The sequence below is a fragment of the Tessaracoccus pujii genome, assembly GCF_055326215.1.
In genome coordinates, this window is sequence record NZ_JBUZNP010000012.1 from 27198 (window position 1) to 46465 (window position 19268).

A 19268-nucleotide genomic window follows, 5' to 3' on the forward strand; every position below is an offset into this window, starting at 1 on the left:
CTACAGCTTCTCCATCGGGGCGTGCTTGAGGCTGAGCCTCTTCGTCCCGGCGGAACCGAAGTCCACGTCCACCTTGGTGGCCTCCCCTGCGCCGTGCACGGCGATCACGGTGCCCAGGCCGAAGCTGGCGTGCAGCACCCGGTCGTCGGCGGCCACGCTCATGACGGTCCGCACTGCCCCACTGCCCGAGCCGAAGCTCTGCATCGACGCCGTCGTCTGACGGTTGCGCGTGGCGGCCGAGCTCGCCCACGTCGTGGTCGCGGCGGCGGTCCGACGCCAGTCGAGCACGTGAGCGGGGACCTCGTCGAAGAACCGCGACGGCGGGTTGTACTGCGGAGAGCCGAAGATGACGCGCACCTGCGAGCGGCTCAGATAGAGCCTCTTCCTCGCCCGGGTGATGCCCACGTAGGCCAGGCGCCGCTCCTCCTCCAACTCGGACGGGTCGGTCAACGCCCTCATGTGGGGGAACATGCCCTCCTCCATGCCCGTGAGGAACACCGTGTCGAACTCCAGGCCCTTGGCGGTGTGCAGCGTCATCAGCGTGACCACACCCTTGCCGTCCTCGTGGTCCGGCACCTGGTCCGAGTCCGCCACCAGCGCGATGCGCTCCAGGAAGGCGGGCAGCGAGTCGTCCGGCTCCGGCATGCCTGCCACGAGACCGGACTCGACGGCGTCGTCGTCCAGGTCGATGGTGTTGGCCGCCGCGACGAATTCGGCCGCCACGGACACCAGCTCGATGAGGTTCTCGATGCGCGTGGTGTCCTGCGGGTCCGTGGACGCCTCCAGTTCGGGCAGGTAACCGGACTCCTTGAGGATCGACGTGAGCACCTCGTCGGCCGGTCTGCCCTGGGCCACCATGGCCCTATGCAGGTTCATGAGGTCCACGAAACTCTGGATCTGCTTCACTGAGCGCGAGGCGAGGCCCGGCGCCTCGGCCGCCCGCTGCAGGGCGTCGAAGAAGCCGATCCGCTCCCCCGTCGCCAGCGTCCCGACGGCGGCCACCGCACGGTCACCGATGCCGCGCCTGGGCACGTTGAGGATCCGCCGCACGGACACGTCGTCGGCCGGGTTCACCAGTGCCCTCAGGTAGGAGATGGCGTCGCGGATCTCGCGACGCTCGTAGAAGCGCACGCCCCCCACCACCTTGTACGGCATGCCGACGCGGATGAACACCTCCTCGAACGCGCGGGACTGCGCGTTGGTGCGGTAGAAGATCGCCGTGTCGCCGTACTGGGAGAGACCCGCGTCGCTCAGCCTGTCGATCTCGTCCGCGACGAACTGCGCCTCGTCGGTCTCGCTGTCGGCCACCCAGCCCACCACCAGTTCACCTTCACCCAGGGTGGACCAGAGCTGCTTCTCCCGGCGGCCCTCGTTGCGGGAGATCACGGCATTGGCGGCCGTCAGGACGTTCTGCGTGGAACGGTAGTTCTGGTCCAGCACCACGGTGCGGGCGCCCGGGAAGTCGTGCTCGAAGTCCAGGATGTTGCGGATGGTGGCGCCACGGAACGCGTAGATGGACTGATCCGAGTCCCCCACCACCATCAACTCTGCGGGCTCCACCAGGGGCGAGCCGGCCAGGACCCCCCCGACGTCGCCGGCGCACAGCTCCCGCACCAGCGCGTACTGCGCATGGTTGGTGTCCTGGTACTCGTCGACCAGGACGTGCCGGAACCTGCGGCGGTACTTCTCGCGCACGTCCGGGAACGCCTGGAACAGGTGCACGGCCGTCATGATCAGGTCGTCAAAGTCCAGGGCATTGGCGGCCACGAGGCGCGACTGGTAATCGGCGTAGGCGGCCGCATACACCTTCTGCGGCGGGGAGACCGCCTCCCGCGCCGCGCGCTCGAAATCGATGAGTTCGTTCTTGAAGGTGCTCACGGCGTTCATCACCGCACGCACGGGGTAGCGCTTGGGGTCGATCTCCTGGTCCCGGCATACCAGCGACATCAGCCGCTTGGAGTCCGTGTCGTCGTAGATCGAGAAGCTCTTGGTGATCCCGAAGCGGTCGATCTCCTGGCGCAGGATCCGGACGCAGGCCGAGTGGAAGGTGGAGACCCACATCAGTTTTGCCCGGTTGCCCACCAGATCCACCACACGTTCGCGCATCTCTGCCGCCGCCTTGTTGGTGAAGGTGATCGCCAGGATGGCGCCGGGATGGACGTCTCGCTGAGACACCAGATGGGCGATGCGCCGCGTCAACACCCTGGTCTTGCCCGACCCTGCGCCGGCCACCACGAGGACAGGTGAGCCCGCGTGCAGCACCGCCTCCCGCTGAGGCGGGTTGAGCCCCTCCAGCAGGTGTTCCTCGGTCACCGTCCGGGCCGACGCGCGACGCTCGGGACGCGCCTCGTCGGAGCGCGCGCGCGGCGATTCGTCCGGCTGGAACGCGGCGAACAGGTCGGGAAACAGTGAGTCACTCATGTCGGGGGCCAAGACTACCGTCCGCACTGCGGCCACCCCACGCCGATATGCTGACGCGCATGCGTGACTCTTTCGCACGGGGCCGGGCCATCCTCGGCCGCCTCACCACGGCCGTGCTGCTGCTCCAGATCCTCTCCATGGTGGCCCTGACCCTCGTGGAATCACTGCGGAAGAAGAAGCGCAGGCTGCGTAAGTTCCCCATCACGAAGCCCGAGCCCATCCACGTCGACGGCGACGAGATCACGGTCTACACCTACGGCGAACACGTCTACGACGCGATGATCGAGGCCATCGACGTGGCCGAGGATCACATCTACTTCGAGACGTTCATCTGGAAGGGCGATGCCGAGGGCGTGCGCTTCCGCGATGCGCTCGCGCGGGCGGCCCGTCGTGGTGTGCGAGTGCACGCGGTCTGGGACGAGTTCGCGAACCTCGTCGTGCCGCGCAGCTTCTACCGGGCGATCCCGGACACTGTCAACACGATGCCGCATCCGGCGTTCCCCCAGCCGTGGTCGCCGCGGAGCTGGGGCCGCGACCACCGCAAGCTGCTCACCGTCGACGGCAGGGTCGGCTTCATCGGGGGCTACAACATCGGCTCCCTGTACGCGACGGGTTGGCGCGACACCCACGCGCGGGTCGTCGGCGAGGGGGTGGCCGAGTTGGAGAACGCGTTCATCGACTTCTGGAACATGCACCCCAGCAAGGTGCGCGACCGGATCGAGGACAACCCCCAGCGGGAGTGGGAGCCAACCTTCCGCGTGCACCGCAACACCCCACGCATCCAGGTCTACCCGATCCGCAACATGTATCTCGAGGCGATCGACCGTGCGAGCCATCACATCTGGCTGACCCACGCCTACCTCATCCCCGACGACGACCTGGTGGGCGCGCTGCGCGACGCGGTGCGGCGCGGGGTGGACGTGCGCATCATCGTGCCGGCACGCTCCAACCACGTGGTGGCGGACTGGTTGTCCCGAGGCTTCTACACAGAACTGTTGCACTCGGGGATCCGCCTGTTCCTGTACCAGGGCGCCATGGTGCACTCCAAGACCGCCACCATCGACGGCCAGTGGTCGACGATCGGCACCGCGAACCTCGACCGGCTCAGCCTGTTGGGCAACTACGAGGTCAACGTGGAGATCACCGACGAGGCGGTGGCCGCCTACATGGAGGAGGTGTTCCTCACCGACGAGTCCAACTGCATCGAGGTGAGCGAACAGCGCTGGAGCGAGCGGTCCCTCGTCGCGAAGGCCACGGAACTGTTCCTCAGCCCGTGGCGTCCGCTGTTCTGATCAGACGAATACCGCGACGGCCGCGTTGACGAACGTGAGCCCGAAGATGCCCCAGAACTGGGCGTCGGACAGGGCCCGCTTCCGGCGGTTCACGAACACGAGCGCCGCGATGACCACGACGACGGCCAGCTTGATGCCCACCTTCACCTGGTTGACGTCAGCGTCACCCATCTCCGCTATCCCGACGAGCAGCAGCCCGGTGACCAGTTGGGTGAGCACGCCGTGCACCATGGCCGCGTTCACCGAGCGGCCGGGGCCCTTGATCTGCACGAATGCACCGCCGAACAATGCGGCGAATCCGACGAAGTGTAGGAGGAGCAGCAGATCTCGAAGAATGTCCATGTGGTGAGGCTAGCGCCACTCCCAGGGTCAGCCGAAAATGGCGCACTGCGCGCACGACACGGCGTGCCGGGTTGTCCATAGCCCCCTACATAGGGCATGCTGGACATATGGGAACAATCATCGCATACATCGTCATCGGTCTTATCGGCGGGGCCATCGCTAAGGCGATCCTGCCTGGACGCCAGGGCGGAGGGTGGGTCGTCACCATCCTGCTCGGCATCGCCGGCGCCCTCCTGGGCGGTTTCCTCGGAGGCCTGATCTTCAACGTCTCGTACTCGGAGATCTTCTCCGTGTCGGGCCTGATCTTCTCCGTCCTGGGCGCGCTCCTCATTCTCGTCATCTACGGTTTCGTCACCAAGAACAAGGTCTGAGCCTCGTAGCACGAAACGCACTGTCCGAAAGGGCGGTACCGGAGTTCCGGTACCGCCCTTTCGTTTTCCCACTCTCAGATCAGATGACGATCGGTGGCCCATTTAGTCAATTGATGCCGATTGGACAATTGCAGTTTGCGCAACACGGACGACACGTGCGTCTCAACCGTCTTGATCGAGATGAACAGCTCCCGGGCCACCTCCTTGTAGGAGTAGCCACGGGCGATCAGCTTCATCACCTCGCGTTCCCTGAGGCTCAGCCTGTCGAGCTCCTCGTCGATGCTGGACACATCGACCGCTCCTGAAAAGGCATCCAGCACGAATCCGGCGAGCCGCGGCGAGAACACGGCATCCCCGGCCGCGACCCGCGCCATCCCCTCGAGGAGTTCGTCCGAGGAGATGGACTTGGTCACATAGCCCCTGGCCCCGGCCCGGATCACGCCTATGACGTCCTGCGCGGCGTCCGAGACCGACAGCGCCAGGAACTTGACCTGAGGCTTCAGCGGAAGCACCTGCCTGATCACCTCGGCGCCGCCGCCACCGGGAAGGTGCACGTCGAGGAGCACCACATCCGGCTCCGTCCCCACGATGGCCGCGACAGCCGTGCCCACGTCCTCACCCTCACCCACCACCTCGCAGTGCTGGCCGATCTCGTGGCGCACCCCTGCGCGGAACATGGCGTGGTCGTCGACGATCACCACCCGCAGGAGACCTGCGCGGTCCTGGCTCATACCCCGATCTCCATCTTCACCTCTGTGCCCTGCCCCGGCCCGGAACGGACGGTGGCGCTACCCCCGTAGCGCTCCATGCGGGCCCGGATCGATTCTCGCACGCCCCTCCGGTCCTCAGGAACCGCACCGACGTCGAATCCCATGCCGCGGTCACGGACGAACACCTCGACGCCTCCCGCGTCCACCTCGGCGTAGACGTCCACCCGCGGCGCGCCGGAATGCTTGGCGGCATTGGTCACCGCCTCCCCGACTGCGAGGATCAGCGCCTCCACGCGGTCGTCGACCTCGGCGTCGCCCACACACACGAGTTCCACGTCGACGGCGAAGTCCGCCTCCACCTCGGCCACCAGGTCCCGCAGGGCCGACCGCAGCGACGAGGCCCTCGTCGACTCCCCGTACAGCCACGTGCGCAGCTCCCGCTCCTGCCGCCGGGCCAGACCAGCCACAGTGGCGGCGTCGTCGGCCTGCCGCTGGATGAGGGCCAACGTCTGGAGGACCGAATCGTGCAGGTGGGCCGCCATGTCCGCGCGCGCCTCCGCGCGCAGACGCTCCGCGTCCGCCTGGCGGAGGCGGTTGCGCTGCTGATACAGCCACGGCGCCGCCACCACGAGCAGCCCAGCCAGCAGCACGCCGGAGGCGCCCAGAACGCCGGGGAGCTGGGACAGCCCGACCTGTGTGGCGAGGATCCAACTCGTGCCGGCCCCCACCAGCGCCAGGCCGCCCACGAGCCTGACCACGCTCATGGCCCCACCTCCGCGCGTGACGCGGGTCCAGAGGCCCATTCGCCCGCCCCGCTCCCGCGGCGCCACCCTCTCATCCACCTGTAGCCAGATCACGATGACCCCGACGCCACCGACCACCATGGGCCAGAACAGCCCCGTGGGGATGACTCCCCCGGAGACGAAGAGCCACAGCAGCCCCACCACGAGCATTCCGCCGGCGATGAGGACGCCCGAGTCCGCGGCCGCGAGGTCCTCGGCCCGCTGTGGGCGCATGCCGCTGCGGCTGGCTGCGGCCAGCCCCGTCGGCTCCGCGTCGGCCGCGCCCCGGGGCATCAGCACCCACAGTGCCCCGTAGGCGAGCACCCCGGCGCCGGAGAACAACGCCATCACGAGGAAGCCCAGCCGCACATGCGACACCTTGACGCCCAGGTGGGCCGCCAGGCCGGTGGCCACGCCGGCGATGACCTTGCCCTCGGCCTGCCGCCGCAGCGGCGCGCGCGCGGGCGCGATCGGGACCGGCAGCTCTGTCATGTCCCCCAGCCTGACACGCGGGCGCGGACCAGGCCAGCGCCAGGGATGCTTTCCAGGGTTGCCGCAGCCACAACTCAGGTGTCCCTCAGGGGGTCACCCGATATCCGACGGGCCGCGGTCACGGGAGACTGGGGGCATGTCCACGGAACTTGATCTCGGCTGGCTCGATCCGAGCCTCGGCGCGCTGCAGCGCCAGGAGGCCGGCGGCGGGTCCGGCCTCTGCCGCGCGGTCGCGGCCAGGATGGGCGTCGACGTGGTGCTGGTCAGGGTGGCCATCGCGCTGCTCGCGCTGAGCGGCGGCCTCGGTGTGGCGCTGTACGCGTGGGGCACTGTCCTCTCACGCGGATCCTCCGGAGTCCGGCCCATCGACTCCATGCTTCCCGCGTTCGGCCGATGGAGCCCGATGGCCCAGAAGGCCGTCGTGATCCTCACCTCGCTGGCCGCGGTCAGCCTGATCAGCCAGGTGACGCCACTGCCCTGGGGTCCTGGCGTGGTCCTGATGGCCCTGTTCGTCCTGGCTCGGCGCGGCCGGCTCGGCGGCGGCTGGGCCCCGCCCACGCCGTCGGATCGACGCCAGGAGGGGACCGTCGCCGCATCCGACGAGGACCTCGTGGCCCACTGGCGTTCGACGATGCAGGCTGCGGCCGGCGCGGGCCGTGGACCCGAACTCCTTCCCGTCGTCGATCTCTATGCCCCCGCCCCCGTGGCGGCGCACGCCCCAGGGCCGCGCGCCAGGCCCGCGTGGCTTGCCGGCGCCGGGATCCTCACGGTGCTGATCGCCACCGGTGCCCTCGTGGCAGTCCTCCTCGGTAGCCCCCGTCTGGCGCTGGGCCTCGCCCTCGCGGCGGCCGGCGCACTGGTGGTCGTGCACGCCGTGGCCACCCGGCGGCGGAGGGTGCCGCGCCCGCTACTGGCGGTGCTCGTGGTCGCGATGGTGGCCGCCGGTTGGCTCGCACCGCGTGCGGCCGCCCCCACCGCCGTCCCCCCCGTCGACTCGGCAGTGATGGTCATCGAAGCCATCGGCGAGGAGCGAGTGGTGGACCTGCGCGACAGCGACCTGTCCGGTGTGGAGCACATCAGGATCGAGGTGGCGGCCTCTGACCTGACGGTGCTCCTGCCAGGGAGCCCGCTGTCGGTGACCTCCGGGGAGTTACTCAGTGACGTCAACGTCTACGGCACCGGCGCGGAACCCCTGGAGCTCACGGTCACCATTGACGCCCTGCTCTCCCGCGTCACACTGGAGGAGACACGATGAACCGTCCACCGCTCGATCTGGCCGCCCTGGCCGTCGGCCTCGCCGCCGTCGGCTTCGGGGTCGTGCTGATCGTCTCGCCGAGCCTCTCGGCGCCCTTTGTCCAACCGATCCTCGCCGTCATCCTCGTGGCCGCAGGCGCGATCGGTCTCCTCTCCTCCCGCGGCCGCACGAATTCCCGAAAGGAACTTCCATGAAGCTCACCCGTCCCAGTACCGGCGCCATGATCGGCGGCGTCTGCGCCGGCATCGCGCGCTACCTCAACCTTGACGTGACCATCGTCCGGATCGCCTTCGTCCTCATCGCCGTCTTCGGCGGCAGCGGCATCCTGGCCTACCTCGTCCTGTGGGCCGTCATGCCGCGCGACGAGGGTGGCTCGCTGGCCGAAGAGGGCTTCGACAAGGCGCGCGCCTGGGTGGACAGCCGCAAGGCCAACGACCCTCAGCAGCCGCCGTACGACATCTGAGCCGCGTGGCTCACTCCCACTCGATGGTGCCCGGCGGCTTGCTCGTGATGTCCACCACCACGCGGTTGATGTGCGCGCACTCGTTGGTGATCCGGGAGGAGATCTTCTCCAGCACCTCATAGGGGAGCCGTGCCCAGTCCGCCGTCATGGCGTCGTCTGAGACCACGGGGCGCAGGACGATGGGATGGCCGTACGTGCGGCCGTCCCCCTGCACACCCACGGACCGGACGTCCGCCAGAAGGACCACCGGGAACTGCCAGATCGCCCGCTCGAGCTTCGCCACCGCCAGCTCGTGGCGGGCGATCGCGTCTGCCTGGCGGAGGATGGTGAGCCGCTCCTCCGTCACCTCGCCGATGATGCGGATGGCCAGGCCGGGACCCGGGAACGGGTGCCGCCACACCATCTCATCCGGAAGGCCGAGCTGCGCACCCACGGCGCGCACCTCGTCCTTGAACATCTGGCGCAGCGGCTCGATCAGGGTGAACTGCAGGTCGTCGGGCAGACCCCCGACATTGTGGTGGCTCTTGATGTTGGCGGTGCCCTCGCCGCCACCGGACTCCACCACGTCCGGGTACAGGGTGCCCTGGACGAGGAAGTCGATCCCCCGCTCACCGGCCAGTTCCCGTGCCGTCGCCTCGAAGGTGCGGATGAACTCGCGACCGATGATCTTGCGCTTCTCCTCCGGATCCGTCACGCCGGCGAGCGCGCCGAGGAACCGCTCCCGCTCGTCGGCCACCACGAGGTCCACACCCGTGGCCGCGACGAAGTCCTCCTTGACCTGCGTGGCCTCCCCCTCACGCAGCAGCCCGTGATCGACGAAGACGCACGTGAGCTGTGAGCCGATGGCCTGTTGGACCAACGCCGCCGCGACAGCCGAGTCCACGCCCCCGGACAGGGCGCACAGGACGTGCCGGTCCCCCACCGTGGCGCGGACGGCGTCGATGGCCTCGGTCACCATGTTCTCGGCGGTCCAGTCCGGGGTGAGGCCGGCGATGTTGAACAGGAAGTGCTCCAGCACCTGCTGGCCCCACTGCGAATGCATGACCTCGGGGTGCCACTGCACGCCGGCCAGCTTGCGGGTGAGATCCTCGAACGCCGCGACCGGCGCGCCCGCGGTGCGGGCGAGGACCCGGAAGCCCTTGGGCGCGCGGCTGACCGAGTCCCCGTGACTCATCCACACGTTGAGCGTGTTCGGCAGGCTTCCGAGGAGGCAGCCGCCGTCGTGGATCGACAGCGACGTGCGGCCGTACTCGCGCTGCCCCGTCTTGGCGACGGTGCCGCCGAGCGCCTGCGCCATCACCTGGAACCCGTAACAGATTCCCAGCACCGGGATGCCGGCCTCGAGGAGCCGGGCGTCGAGCTGCGGCGCGCCCTCCTCGTAGACCGACGACGGGCCGCCGGACAGGATGATCGCGGCGGGGCGCCGGGCCAGGATGGCGTCGGCGTCGAGCGCGGAGCTGACGATCTCGGAGTAGACGGAGGCTTCGCGGACGCGGCGCGCAATGAGCTGCGCGTACTGGGCACCGAAGTCGACGACGAGAACCTTCTCGTGCTGGGCAGTCATGCGCCCGAGTCTATTGCCTCGTCGCCGCCGATCAGTTTCGCCGTCCCGGGAATAACCCGGACCGGGGACAGGTTGGCGACGACATGAACATTTACCCTGACGTGACGGCCCTCATCGGGCGCACGCCCCTCGTGAAGCTCAACCGCATCGCCGGCGACAACGCGACCGTCCTGGCCAAGCTGGAGTTCTACAACCCGGCCAACTCGGTCAAGGACCGCATCGGCGTCTCCATCATCGACGCGGCCGAGGCCTCCGGCCAGCTGCAGCCCGGCGGCACCATCGTCGAGGGCACCTCGGGCAACACCGGCATCGCGCTGGCGATGGTGGGCGCGGCCCGCGGCTACAAGGTGGTGTTGACCATGCCGGAGACGATGTCCCTCGAACGCCGCGCGCTGCTCAGGGCCTACGGCGCCGAGCTGGTGCTGACCCCCGGCCCGCAGGGCATGCGCGGCGCCGTCGAGAAGGCTGAGGAGATCGCGGCGGAGCGTGGCGGGGTGCTCGCGCGTCAGTTCGCGAACCCCGCCAACGTCGAGATCCACCGCACCACCACCGCCGAGGAGATCTGGAACGACACCGACGGCACCGTCGACATCGTGGTGGCGGGCGTCGGCACCGGAGGCACCATCACCGGCGTCGGCCAGGTGCTCAAGGAGCGCAAGCCCGAGGTGAAGATCGTGGCCGTGGAGCCGCAGGAGTCACCCATCCTGTCGGGTGGCCAGCCCGGCCCGCACAAGATCCAGGGCATCGGCGCCAACTTCGTGCCCGAGATCCTGGACCGCTCCGTCATCGACGAGGTGCTCCCCCGCAACATCGACCAGGCCGTCGAGTTCGCGCGCCGCGCCGCCCAGGAGGAGGGCCTCCTCGTGGGCCTGTCGTCCGGCGCCGCGCTGTCCGCGGCCATCGAGGTCGCGGCGAGGCCGGAGAGCGCCGGCAAGACGATCGTGGTGATCATCCCGTCGTTCGGCGAGCGCTACCTGTCCACCGTCCTGTTCGAGGGCCTGCTGGAGAAGTGACCTGACGATGCCGCAGGGGGCACCCTCCACGGGGCGCCCCCTGCGGCATCGGCCGTCCTAGACTGATGGTCATGCGTATCGTCATCACCGGGGCCTCGGGCAAAGCCGGCCAGGCCACCCTCCGCCACTTCGTCGCCACCAACCACGAGATCGTCGGCACCGACGTCGCCGCCCGGCCCGAGTGGTACACCGGGAAGTTCTACCGCGCGGACCTCACGCAGTTCGGCGAGGCCATGGACGTGCTCGCGGGGGCGGACGCCGTGATCCACCTCGCCAACATCCCGGCAGACTGGATCCACACCGATTCGCACACTCTCAACGCCAACACGCTGATGAACAACAACGTGTTCATCGCCGCGTGGAAGCTCGGACTCAAGCGCGTCGTCTACGCCTCCAGCGAGACCACGCTGGGGCTCCCGTTCGACGAGGTCAACTACGTGCCCGTCGACGAGGACCACTACCCGCTGCCCAACTCCACCTATTCGCTGTCGAAGGTGATGACGGAGACCATGGCCGAGCAGGTGTCGCGGTGGGCCGGCATCCCGTTCATCGGCCTGCGGTTGTCCAACATCTTCACCGTCGAGGACTACCGGCAGCAGCCGGCCTTCGCCAAGGACCCCGAGGCCCGGCGATGGAACCTGTTCGGCTACATCGATGCGCGCGACGTGGCGCAGTCCTGCGAGGACGCCCTGCATGCCAGCCTGTCGGGCGCACACGCGTTCGTCATCGCGGCGGACGACACCATCCTGGACGTTCCCACGCGTGAGGCGCTGGAGCAGATCCATCCGGGGATGGAGGTCCCGGAGTCGGTCTCCGAGTACGGCACGCTGCTGAGCAACCGCGCCGCCAAGGACCAGATGGGGTTCACCCCGCGGCACTCCTGGCGCGACGAGGTGCGGGGCTGAGCATCAGGCCCGGGTGACGACGCCCGCGGCCCCTCTCGGTACCGTCCCCTTTCACAACAGTTTGGTAAAGCGCTTGCGCATGACCCTGACCGAGGCGTAACGTCGTTTGTGCAAGCGCTTGCGCATACGACGAGGAGGACGGGTGCCAACGATCTATGAGGTCGCCAAGGAGGCGGGCGTCTCCATCTCGACGGTGTCGCGCGCCCTCCGCGACGACCCCCGCATCTCGGAACTCACCCGGGTGCGCGTCCGGGAGGCGGCGGAGTCGTTGGACTACCTTCCGAGCGCCGCGGCGCAGAGCCTCGCGGGCACGTCGGTGCGCTCACTGGGCATGGTCCTCCCCCACGTCAAAGGCACCTACTATGCCGAGCTGGCCGTAGGCTTCGAGCGGCGCGCCAGCGAGTTGGATTGCTCCGCGGTCCTGCTCCTCGTCGGCCCGGATGCGAACCAGCGCCCGGCCGTGCGCCGGCTCGCGGCGCAGGTGGACGGCCTGGCGTTCATGGCCCGCAGCGCCGCCACCGACGACCTCGTCGCCGAGGTCGCGAAGCGGAAGCCGACGGTCACCGTCGCACGCACCCAGCTCCTGGGCCTGCCGGCCATCTACGCCGAGTCCGAGGGCTCGGCGGCCGCGCTCACCCGCCACCTCGTCGAGCTCGGACGCACGCGCTTCGCGTTCATCGGGCCCATCGATCACGGCTCCGACATCGCTGCCCGCTACCGCGGCTTCGCCCGGGCCCTCACCGAAGCGGGTCTCCCCGTGCCCCCGGCCATCGAGACCGAGCTCGACGAGGAGTCGGGCCACCGGCTCGCCCAGGAGCTCAGCGCATCAGGCATGCCGTACGACGCACTCGTCTGCGGCAACGACGAGATCGCCGTCGCCCTGGTGTACGAACTGCAGGAGCGCGGCATCGACGTGCCCGGATCGGTCTCCGTGATCGGCTGGGACGACATCCGCGTCTCCCGCTACCTGCGCCCCGGGCTGACCACCGTCCGCCAGCCCGTCGCCGAACTCGGCGCCACCGCCGCCGAGCACCTCACGAAGTTGCTGTCGGGAACACCGGTGCCGGACCTCACCGCCCTTCCCACGTCCCTGGTGCACCGCACGTCGTGTGGCTGCTCCAAGCGCAATCCCCTGCCCATCCACTAGAGGAAACGAGAACGACCATGAAGATCAGAAGCAGTGTCGCACTGACACTCACCGCGCTGCTGGCCGTGGCCGGCCTGAGCGCCTGTGGACGCGACGCCGACACCGGCACCCCCGTCGACAGCGAGGAAGCCCCCGAGGTTTCGGAAGGAGCCGCGACGGGCAGCCTCGACGTCTGGGCCATGGGCGCGGAGGGCGAGAAGCTCCCACAGCTGGTGGAGATGTTCAAGCAGGAGAACCCCGACGTCGACATCCGGGTCACGCCGGTGCCCTGGGACTCCGCCCACGACAAGTTCACCGCCTCCATCGCCGCCGGCACCGCGCCCGACGTGGCGCAGGTCGGCACCACCTGGATGGGCGAGTTCGTCGGCCTCGACGCGCTCGACCCCACGCCTGACCTCATCGACGCCAGCAAGTTCTTCGAGGGCGCGCAGGAGACCACCGTCGTCGACGACGTCTCCTACGCCGTCCCGTGGTACGTCGAGACCCGCCTCGTCTACTACCGCACCGACCTCGCCGAGGCCGCCGGCATCACCGAGCCCCCCACCGACTGGGAGGGCCTGAAGGACATGGCGAAGAAGATGCAGGACGCGGGCGCCACCTGGGGCATCGCGCTGCAGCCCGGCGGCACCGGCTCCTGGCAGACCGTACTGCCCCTGATCTGGTCCAACGGCGGCCAGATCACCAACGAGGACGGCACCGAGTTCACCTTCGACACCGAGGAGAACGCCGAGGCGCTGGCGTACTACCAGTCCTTCTTCACCGACGGCATCGCCAACGATGCCCCCACCGAGGGCACCACCGAGTCCGACTTCGTCTCCGGCGCCGTCCCGATGTTCATTTCCGGGCCCTGGATGATGGCGGCCGTGGAGGACGTCGGCGGCGAGGGCTTCGCCGACAAGTACGACGTCATGACGATGCCCGAGGCCGAGATGAGCGCCTCGTTCATCGGCGGCTCCAACCTCGCCGTGTTCAAGAACACGGACAACCGCGACGCGGCGTGGAAGTTCGTCGACTTCCTGACCCAGGAGCAGACGCAGGTGGAGTGGTTCAAGCTCAGCACCGACCTCCCGTCGGTGCAGTCCGCATGGGACTCCGACGAACTGTCCGCGGACGAGCAGCTCGCCAAGTTCGGCACGCAGCTCGAGACCGCCTACGCCCCGCCGTCGATCCAGACGTGGGAGCAGATCGCGGACTCGTTCGACGCGCAGGTGGAGCAGGTGACCAAGACCGGTACCGATCCAGCCGAAGCCCTGGCCGCGGTGCAGCAGGAGGCCACCTCCATCGGTATGGGCTGACCATGTCCACCGTGGCCGCCAGCCCGGACCTGAAGCCTCGCAAGCGCTCCCGACGGAGCGCGAGCGAGGCCCGGGCCGGCATGATCCTCGCCCTGCCGTTCGTCCTCCTGTTCTCGGTGTTCACGGCGTGGCCGGTGCTGCAGTCGATGTTCATGAGCTTCACCGACACCCGGATCAACGACATCAGGACGCCGTTCGCGGTGAACTTCGTCGGCTTCGAGAACTACGCCCGCGCGCTGGGCGACGCCGTCTACCAGAAGGCGGTCCTGAACACGGCGGTCTTCGTCATCGTCGGCGTCCCGCTCACCATCGGCGTCGCCCTGGCGCTCGCGGTGGCCCTGGACAAGGGCATCACGAAGTTCCGCGGTCTCTTCCGGGTCGGCTTCTACACGCCCGTGATCACGAGCATCGTCGCCGTCGCCGTCGTGTGGCGGTTCCTGCTCCAGCCCGACAGCGGGCTGGTCAACACGGTGCTCGGGTGGGTGGGGATCGACGGCCCCAACTGGCTGGGCGACACCCGCACCTCGCTGCTGTCGCTCATCATCATGGCCACCTGGCGCAACTTCGGCACGGCCATGATCATCTTCCTCGCCGGTCTGCAGGCCGTGCCGTGGAGCCTGCACGAGGCCGCCGCCATCGACGGCGCCAACTCCTGGCAGCGGTTCTGGTTCATCACGCTGCCGATCCTCCGCCCGACCCTGCTGTTCGTCATGGTCACCACCACGATCGGCTACCTGCAGTTCTTCGAGGAGCCGTTCGTGATGACCGACGGAGGCCCGCTCAACAGCACGATCTCCGCGTCGATGTACACCTACATGCAGTTCGGGTTCGGCAACTACGGCGTCGCCGGCGCGATGGCGTACCTGACGTTCGTCGTGATCGTCATCGTCACACTCATCCAATTCCGAGTGACAAGGGAGAAGTGATGACCAGATCACGCTCGATGTGGGTGCTCTACATCATCCTGGGCATCCTGCTCGTCATCGTCATCATGCCGTTCATCTGGATGATCCTCGGCAGCCTGAAGACGCAGGGCGAACTGCTGCGCGTGCCCCCGAACTTCCTGCCGGACGCCCCGACGCTCAACAACTTCGAGCGTCTGTTCGACCGGTTGTCGTTCGGCCGCTACTTCTTCAACTCCACGGTGGTCGCCGTCGTGGTCACCGGATCCAACATCATCTTCTGCTCGATGCTCGGCTACGCGCTCGCGCACCTGAACTTCCCGGGCAAACGGATCATCTTCGCCGCCGTGCTCGGGACGCTGATGATCCCCGGCCTCGTCACCTTCATCCCGCAGTTCGTGCTCGTGGTGAACATGGGCCTGGGCAACACCATCCCCGCGCTGTTCCTGCCGTTCCTGGTCGGCCCGTTCGGGGTGTTCCTGATGCGGCAGTTCTTCCTGGGCATGCCCAAGGACATTCTCGAGGCCGGGCGCCTCGACGGCGCCAGCGAGCTCGGGATCTTCTTCCGCCTGTTCCTGCCCCTCGCCGGGCCTGCCCTGGCGACGCTCGGGATCCTCACGTTCCTCGCCTCGTGGAACAACTTCCTCTGGCCGCTCGTGGTCGCCTCGACAGAAGAGACCTACACGCTGCCCGTCGCCCTCGCGCTGGTCTCCACCGGCCAGAACCAGACCGACTACGGGCTTCTACTTGCCGGCGCAAGCGTCGTCGTCCTGCCCATCCTGCTGGTCTTCCTGTTCTTCCAGCGATTCATCATCGAGGGCATCGCCACCACCGGAATCAAGTGACCCACCACACTCCGACAGGAGCAATACTGAAATGACCAACCTGAAACGACGAACTCTGCTCGGCACCGCCGCCGGCGCCGGCGCCCTCGCGGCGGTCGGATCCCAGGCCTTCGCCAATCCCGGCCTCGGCCGCCCCGTCGACCATGACGGGACCCTGCTCACCTGGGCGCGCGACACCTGGCACTCGCTCGTCGCCATGACCGACCCCGACACGGGCCTCGTGGCCGACAACATCGACGGCGACCTCGCCAATCGCAGCGGCTACACGTCGCCGACCAACATCGGCGGCCTGCTGTGGAGCACGATCGTCGCTCGCGACCTGCGCATCATCAATCCCGGCGAGGCCCGCACCATCATCAGCCGCACCCTGCGCACCCTGCAGCGCATGGAGCGCCACGACGCCAGCGGCATGTACTTCAACTGGTACGACGAGGCCAACGGCGATGTGCTGCGCGTCTGGCCGGAGGACGGCAACCGCGTGGTGCCGTTCGTGTCGAGCGTGGACATGGGCTGGCTGGGGGCCGCGCTCTACGTCGTCGCCCAGGCCGACCCGTCCAACCGGAAGGTCGCGCTCGAGCTGTTCAACGCCATGCGTTGGGACATCTTCTACGACAAGGACTTCCGGGCCCCGGCCGGCGCCAACTACGGCGGCTTCTGGATCGAGAACCCCGAGCGGCCCGGCACCGCCCTGCTGCCCCCGACGATCGGCGAGGGCCCGGACCTCTGGTACCACGTCCAGCACCACTACGACACCGCGGTGTCCGAGGCGCGGATGGTCAACTACCTGGGCATCTTCCGCGGCCAGATCCCGCCGGTGGCGTACTTCGGCACGTTCCGGACGTTCCCCCCGGACTGGGACTGGCCGGAGATGCCGCCCGTCGGGGAGTGGCGCGAGTACCTGGGGTTCCCCGTCTACGAGGGCGCCTACACCTATCGCGGCTTCCGGGTGGTGCCCGGCTGGGGGGGCTCGATGTTCGAGGAGCTCATGCCGGACATCTTCGTCCCCGAGGCGGAGTGGGGCCCCAGGAGTTGGGGCCGCAACCACCCGCTGCACGTCCGTGCGCAGCGTGAACACGGCCTCGACGACGCCCAGTACGGCTACTGGGGCTTCTCGCCATCGTCGAACCCGGCCGGCGGCTACCGCGAGTACGGCGTCGACGCGCTCGGCATGAACCCCGAGGGCTATTTCTCGGACCAGGAGCGCACCGACTACCGCTGGGACAACCCGCCGACCACCTACGGCGACGGGGTCGTCACCCCGCACGCCGCGTTCCTCGGCATGATGTACGAGCGCGACGAGGCGGCCCAGAACCTGCGCAACCTGCAGGCCGACTTCGATGCCTACGGCCCGGGCGGTTTCTACGACGCCGTCGCGGTCCGCAGCGGCCAGGTGGCGAGGCGCCACCTGTCGCTGGACCAGTCGATGATCATGGGCGCGCTCGGCAACGTGCTGCTCGACGGCGGGTTGCGTCGCTGGTTCGCCACCGCCGAGGTGGAGCAACAGCTGCGCCCGCTACTGGCCCTCGAGGAGTTCAACGCAGGCGAATGACGATGACGCGAGCCGAGTTCCTCACCTCCGACGGCGTCACGTTCCGTGACCTCAACCACAACGGCCGCCTCGACCCCTTCGAGGACCCGCGGCTGAGCGTCACCGAAAGGGTCGACGACCTGCTCCCCCGGCTGTCGCCGGAGGAACTGGCCGGGCTCATGTTCCACACGGTGATCGAGGCCGGGACCGACGGGCAGCTGCTCGAAGGCCCCGGCCGGATCTCCAAGTCCGGGAGCCGGGACGTCGTGGTCGGGAAGCGGATGAACCACCTCAACGTGCACGCCCTCGCGAGCGCACGGAACGCGGCGGCCTGGGCCAACCGGCTGCAGGAGCTGGCGCGCGAGACGCCGCACTCCATCCCTGTCACCATCTCCACCGACCCCCGGCACGGTGCCGCCGAGAACGCGGGCACGAGCTGGGCCTCGACCTTCTTCTCCCAGTGGCCCGACCCCATGGGGCTCGCCGCACTGGGCGACGTCGGCCTGGTCCTCACGTTCGCCGACATCGTGCGCCGCGAGTACGTCGCCGTCGGCATCCGCGCCGCGCTGCACCCTACGGCCGATCTCGCCACCGAGCCCCGCTGGGCGCGCCAGCGGGAAACCTTCGGGCATGACCACGCGCTCGTCGCGCGCCTCACCGAGGCCGCCGTCGCCGGGCTGCAGGGCGACGAGCTCGGGCCCGGGTCGGTGAGCGCCACCACCAAGCATTTCCCCGGCGCCGGGCCGCAGGCCGACGGCGAGGACGCCCACTTCCCCTACGGCCGCGACCAGGTGTACCCCGGCGGGCGGTTCGACGATCACCTGCGGCCCTTCAGGGCCGCCATCGCGGCGCGGACCGCGGCGATCATGCCGTACTACGGGCGCCCCGTGGGACTCGACCTCGGGACGGGGCCGATCGCCGAGGTGGGCTTCGGCTACAACAAGCAGATCCTCACCGGCCTGCTGCGCGAGCGCCTCGGCTATCAGGGCGTGATCCTGAGCGACTGGGAGCTCGTCAACGACAACCTCGTCGGCGACCAGGTGCTGCCCGCACGCGCCTGGGGCGTGGAGCACCTGAACCCCGAGCAGCGCATGGTCAAGCTCCTCGACGCGGGCATCGACCAGTTCGGCGGCGAGGAGTGCGTCGACCTGCTGGTCGCGCTCGTCGAGGAGGGACGCGTCTCGCGTTCCCGGCTGGAGGAGTCAGCCCGGCGGCTGCTCCGCGTGAAGTTCCAGCTGGGACTGTTCGACGACCCGTACGTCGACGAGGACGCGGCCGACCGGCTGGTCGGCACGCCGGAGGCGATGGAGCTCGGGTTCCGCACGCAGGCGCGGTCGGTCGTCGTGCTGACCGCACGGTCCGTGAGGAGCGAAGAGGCCCCCTCTCGAAGGACCGATTCCAGCTCCCTGAGGAACGACGAAGCAGCGTCAAGGCCCACCCTCCCCCTGCGCCCCGGCACCCGCGTCTGGCTGGAGGGCATCAATCCCGAGGCGATCAGCGGAGGCCTGATCGTCGTCGACCGCCCGGAGGACGCCGACGTGGCGCTCGTCCGCCTCGACGCCCCGTTCGAGCCGCGCGACGACCTCTTCCTCGAGGCCTCGTTCCACCAGGGCAGCCTCGACTTCCCGCCCGGGCTGAAGCACCGCCTCGCCCGCCTGCCCTGCCCCCTCATCATCGACGTCAAGGCCGACCGCCCCGCGGTGCTCGCTCCGCTGCTGGACGTGGCCTCGGCGCTGACCGTCACGTTCGGCGTGAGCGACGCCGCATGGGTGCACGCCGTCACCGGTCAGGTGCCTCCGGAGGGCCGGCTCCCGATCGGGTTCCCACGCTCCATGGACGCGGTGCGCGCCTCCATGCCGGATGTCGCGGGCGACCCCGACCCGCTCTTCCCGGCCGGCCACCGCGCCGCCGTGCCCGCCGACCCCGATTCCCCGAGGTGAT

The 19268-nt window shown here is 68.9% G+C and carries 18 protein-coding genes; 13 read left to right on the forward strand and 5 right to left on the reverse strand.

The window, feature by feature from the left end; all coding sequences use genetic code 11:
- Positions 1 to 2421, reverse strand: a complete 2421-nt coding sequence (gene pcrA, locus ACZK5N_RS13370) for a DNA helicase PcrA (protein WP_459019121.1) — start codon at positions 2419 to 2421, stop codon at positions 1 to 3.
- A 59-nt stretch (positions 2422 to 2480) separates the two neighbouring features.
- On the opposite strand from pcrA, the gene ACZK5N_RS13375 reads away from it, so the two are divergent.
- Positions 2481 to 3713, forward strand: a complete 1233-nt coding sequence (locus tag ACZK5N_RS13375; protein WP_459019120.1) for a phospholipase D-like domain-containing protein — start codon at positions 2481 to 2483, stop codon at positions 3711 to 3713.
- Here ACZK5N_RS13375 and ACZK5N_RS13380 read toward each other — a convergent pair whose 3' ends face one another.
- Complete coding sequence (locus tag ACZK5N_RS13380) at positions 3714 to 4055, reverse strand: hypothetical protein (protein WP_459019119.1); 342 nt, start codon at positions 4053 to 4055, stop codon at positions 3714 to 3716.
- Positions 4056 to 4162: 107 nt separating this feature from the next.
- Here ACZK5N_RS13380 and ACZK5N_RS13385 point away from each other — a divergent pair, with 107 nt between their 5' ends.
- Complete coding sequence (locus ACZK5N_RS13385) at positions 4163 to 4426, forward strand: GlsB/YeaQ/YmgE family stress response membrane protein (RefSeq protein WP_459019118.1); 264 nt, start codon at positions 4163 to 4165, stop codon at positions 4424 to 4426.
- 74 nt (positions 4427 to 4500) lie between these two features.
- On the opposite strand, the gene ACZK5N_RS13390 is transcribed toward ACZK5N_RS13385, so the two are convergent.
- Together ACZK5N_RS13390 and ACZK5N_RS13395 are read right to left on the reverse strand one after the other, a co-directional pair.
- Positions 4501 to 5157, reverse strand: a complete 657-nt coding sequence (locus ACZK5N_RS13390; RefSeq protein WP_459019117.1) for a response regulator — start codon at positions 5155 to 5157, stop codon at positions 4501 to 4503.
- Entirely contained in the window at positions 5154 to 6410 is a 1257-nt protein-coding gene (locus ACZK5N_RS13395; RefSeq protein ID WP_459019116.1) for an ATP-binding protein, read from the reverse strand. Before ACZK5N_RS13395 ends, ACZK5N_RS13390 begins: the two co-directional genes overlap by 4 nt.
- Positions 6411 to 6546: 136 nt before the next feature.
- Here ACZK5N_RS13395 and ACZK5N_RS13400 point away from each other — a divergent pair, with 136 nt between their 5' ends.
- The 3 genes from ACZK5N_RS13400 to ACZK5N_RS13410 are packed head-to-tail and all read left to right on the forward strand — an operon-like array spanning position 6547 to position 8128.
- Positions 6547 to 7665, forward strand: coding sequence for a PspC domain-containing protein (locus tag ACZK5N_RS13400; RefSeq protein WP_459019115.1), 1119 nt, complete (start codon positions 6547 to 6549; stop codon positions 7663 to 7665).
- Positions 7662 to 7859, forward strand: a complete 198-nt coding sequence (locus tag ACZK5N_RS13405; protein ID WP_459019114.1) for a hypothetical protein — start codon at positions 7662 to 7664, stop codon at positions 7857 to 7859. The genes ACZK5N_RS13400 and ACZK5N_RS13405 overlap by 4 nt, the downstream gene beginning before the upstream one ends.
- The gene (locus ACZK5N_RS13410) at positions 7856 to 8128 is read left to right on the forward strand and encodes a PspC domain-containing protein (protein WP_459019113.1); all 273 of its coding nucleotides are present in this window, start codon (positions 7856 to 7858) and stop codon (positions 8126 to 8128) included. Before ACZK5N_RS13405 ends, ACZK5N_RS13410 begins: the two co-directional genes overlap by 4 nt.
- A 10-nt stretch (positions 8129 to 8138) precedes the next feature.
- Here ACZK5N_RS13410 and guaA read toward each other — a convergent pair whose 3' ends face one another.
- The gene (gene guaA, locus ACZK5N_RS13415) at positions 8139 to 9692 is read right to left on the reverse strand and encodes a glutamine-hydrolyzing GMP synthase (protein ID WP_459019112.1); all 1554 of its coding nucleotides are present in this window, start codon (positions 9690 to 9692) and stop codon (positions 8139 to 8141) included.
- A gap of 83 nt (positions 9693 to 9775) precedes the next feature.
- Between guaA and cysK the strand changes: the two genes are divergently transcribed.
- The 8 genes from cysK (at position 9776) to ACZK5N_RS13455 (ending at position 19267) form a co-directional block, all read left to right on the forward strand.
- A complete protein-coding gene (gene cysK, locus ACZK5N_RS13420; protein ID WP_459019111.1) occupies positions 9776 to 10705 on the forward strand; it encodes a cysteine synthase A in 930 nt (309 codons plus the stop codon).
- Positions 10706 to 10776: 71 nt separating this feature from the next.
- Positions 10777 to 11610: an NAD-dependent epimerase/dehydratase family protein gene (locus ACZK5N_RS13425; protein ID WP_459019110.1), complete on the forward strand. Its 834-nt coding sequence runs from the start codon at positions 10777 to 10779 to the stop codon at positions 11608 to 11610.
- A gap of 142 nt (positions 11611 to 11752) precedes the next feature.
- The gene (locus tag ACZK5N_RS13430; RefSeq protein ID WP_459019109.1) at positions 11753 to 12757 is read left to right on the forward strand and encodes a LacI family DNA-binding transcriptional regulator; all 1005 of its coding nucleotides are present in this window, start codon (positions 11753 to 11755) and stop codon (positions 12755 to 12757) included.
- Between the two features lie 17 nt (positions 12758 to 12774).
- Positions 12775 to 14052 (forward strand): sugar ABC transporter substrate-binding protein, encoded by a 1278-nt coding sequence (locus ACZK5N_RS13435; RefSeq protein WP_459019108.1) that lies wholly within the window; start codon positions 12775 to 12777, stop codon positions 14050 to 14052.
- Between the two features lie 2 nt (positions 14053 to 14054).
- Positions 14055 to 14978: a carbohydrate ABC transporter permease gene (locus ACZK5N_RS13440; protein ID WP_459019107.1), complete on the forward strand. Its 924-nt coding sequence runs from the start codon at positions 14055 to 14057 to the stop codon at positions 14976 to 14978.
- Entirely contained in the window at positions 14978 to 15799 is an 822-nt protein-coding gene (locus tag ACZK5N_RS13445; protein WP_459019106.1) for a carbohydrate ABC transporter permease, read from the forward strand. Before ACZK5N_RS13440 ends, ACZK5N_RS13445 begins: the two co-directional genes overlap by 1 nt.
- A gap of 31 nt (positions 15800 to 15830) precedes the next feature.
- A complete protein-coding gene (locus ACZK5N_RS13450; RefSeq protein WP_459019105.1) occupies positions 15831 to 17348 on the forward strand; it encodes a glucoamylase family protein in 1518 nt (505 codons plus the stop codon).
- Positions 17349 to 17350: 2 nt separating this feature from the next.
- Positions 17351 to 19267 carry a glycoside hydrolase family 3 protein gene (locus tag ACZK5N_RS13455; protein WP_459019104.1) on the forward strand — a complete coding sequence of 639 codons (1917 nt, stop codon included), beginning with the start codon at positions 17351 to 17353 and terminating at the stop codon, positions 19265 to 19267.
- Position 19268: the final 1 nt, after the last annotated feature.

What these genes read in the sequence shown, in the direction of transcription:
- pcrA (WP_459019121.1), bottom strand. Translation starts at nt 2,421, where the DNA reads ATGAGTGACTCACTGTTTCCCGACCTGTTCGCCGCGTTCCAGCCGGAC.
- ACZK5N_RS13375 (WP_459019120.1), top strand. Translation starts at nt 2,481, where the DNA reads ATGCGTGACTCTTTCGCACGGGGCCGGGCCATCCTCGGCCGCCTCACC.
- ACZK5N_RS13380 (WP_459019119.1), bottom strand. Translation starts at nt 4,055, where the DNA reads ATGGACATTCTTCGAGATCTGCTGCTCCTCCTACACTTCGTCGGATTC.
- ACZK5N_RS13385 (WP_459019118.1), top strand. Translation starts at nt 4,163, where the DNA reads ATGGGAACAATCATCGCATACATCGTCATCGGTCTTATCGGCGGGGCC.
- ACZK5N_RS13390 (WP_459019117.1), bottom strand. Translation starts at nt 5,157, where the DNA reads ATGAGCCAGGACCGCGCAGGTCTCCTGCGGGTGGTGATCGTCGACGAC.
- ACZK5N_RS13395 (WP_459019116.1), bottom strand. Translation starts at nt 6,410, where the DNA reads ATGACAGAGCTGCCGGTCCCGATCGCGCCCGCGCGCGCGCCGCTGCGG.
- ACZK5N_RS13400 (WP_459019115.1), top strand. Translation starts at nt 6,547, where the DNA reads ATGTCCACGGAACTTGATCTCGGCTGGCTCGATCCGAGCCTCGGCGCG.
- ACZK5N_RS13405 (WP_459019114.1), top strand. Translation starts at nt 7,662, where the DNA reads ATGAACCGTCCACCGCTCGATCTGGCCGCCCTGGCCGTCGGCCTCGCC.
- ACZK5N_RS13410 (WP_459019113.1), top strand. Translation starts at nt 7,856, where the DNA reads ATGAAGCTCACCCGTCCCAGTACCGGCGCCATGATCGGCGGCGTCTGC.
- guaA (WP_459019112.1), bottom strand. Translation starts at nt 9,692, where the DNA reads ATGACTGCCCAGCACGAGAAGGTTCTCGTCGTCGACTTCGGTGCCCAG.
- cysK (WP_459019111.1), top strand. Translation starts at nt 9,776, where the DNA reads ATGAACATTTACCCTGACGTGACGGCCCTCATCGGGCGCACGCCCCTC.
- ACZK5N_RS13425 (WP_459019110.1), top strand. Translation starts at nt 10,777, where the DNA reads ATGCGTATCGTCATCACCGGGGCCTCGGGCAAAGCCGGCCAGGCCACC.
- ACZK5N_RS13435 (WP_459019108.1), top strand. Translation starts at nt 12,775, where the DNA reads ATGAAGATCAGAAGCAGTGTCGCACTGACACTCACCGCGCTGCTGGCC.
- ACZK5N_RS13440 (WP_459019107.1), top strand. Translation starts at nt 14,055, where the DNA reads ATGTCCACCGTGGCCGCCAGCCCGGACCTGAAGCCTCGCAAGCGCTCC.
- ACZK5N_RS13445 (WP_459019106.1), top strand. Translation starts at nt 14,978, where the DNA reads ATGACCAGATCACGCTCGATGTGGGTGCTCTACATCATCCTGGGCATC.
- ACZK5N_RS13450 (WP_459019105.1), top strand. Translation starts at nt 15,831, where the DNA reads ATGACCAACCTGAAACGACGAACTCTGCTCGGCACCGCCGCCGGCGCC.
- ACZK5N_RS13455 (WP_459019104.1), top strand. Translation starts at nt 17,351, where the DNA reads ATGACGCGAGCCGAGTTCCTCACCTCCGACGGCGTCACGTTCCGTGAC.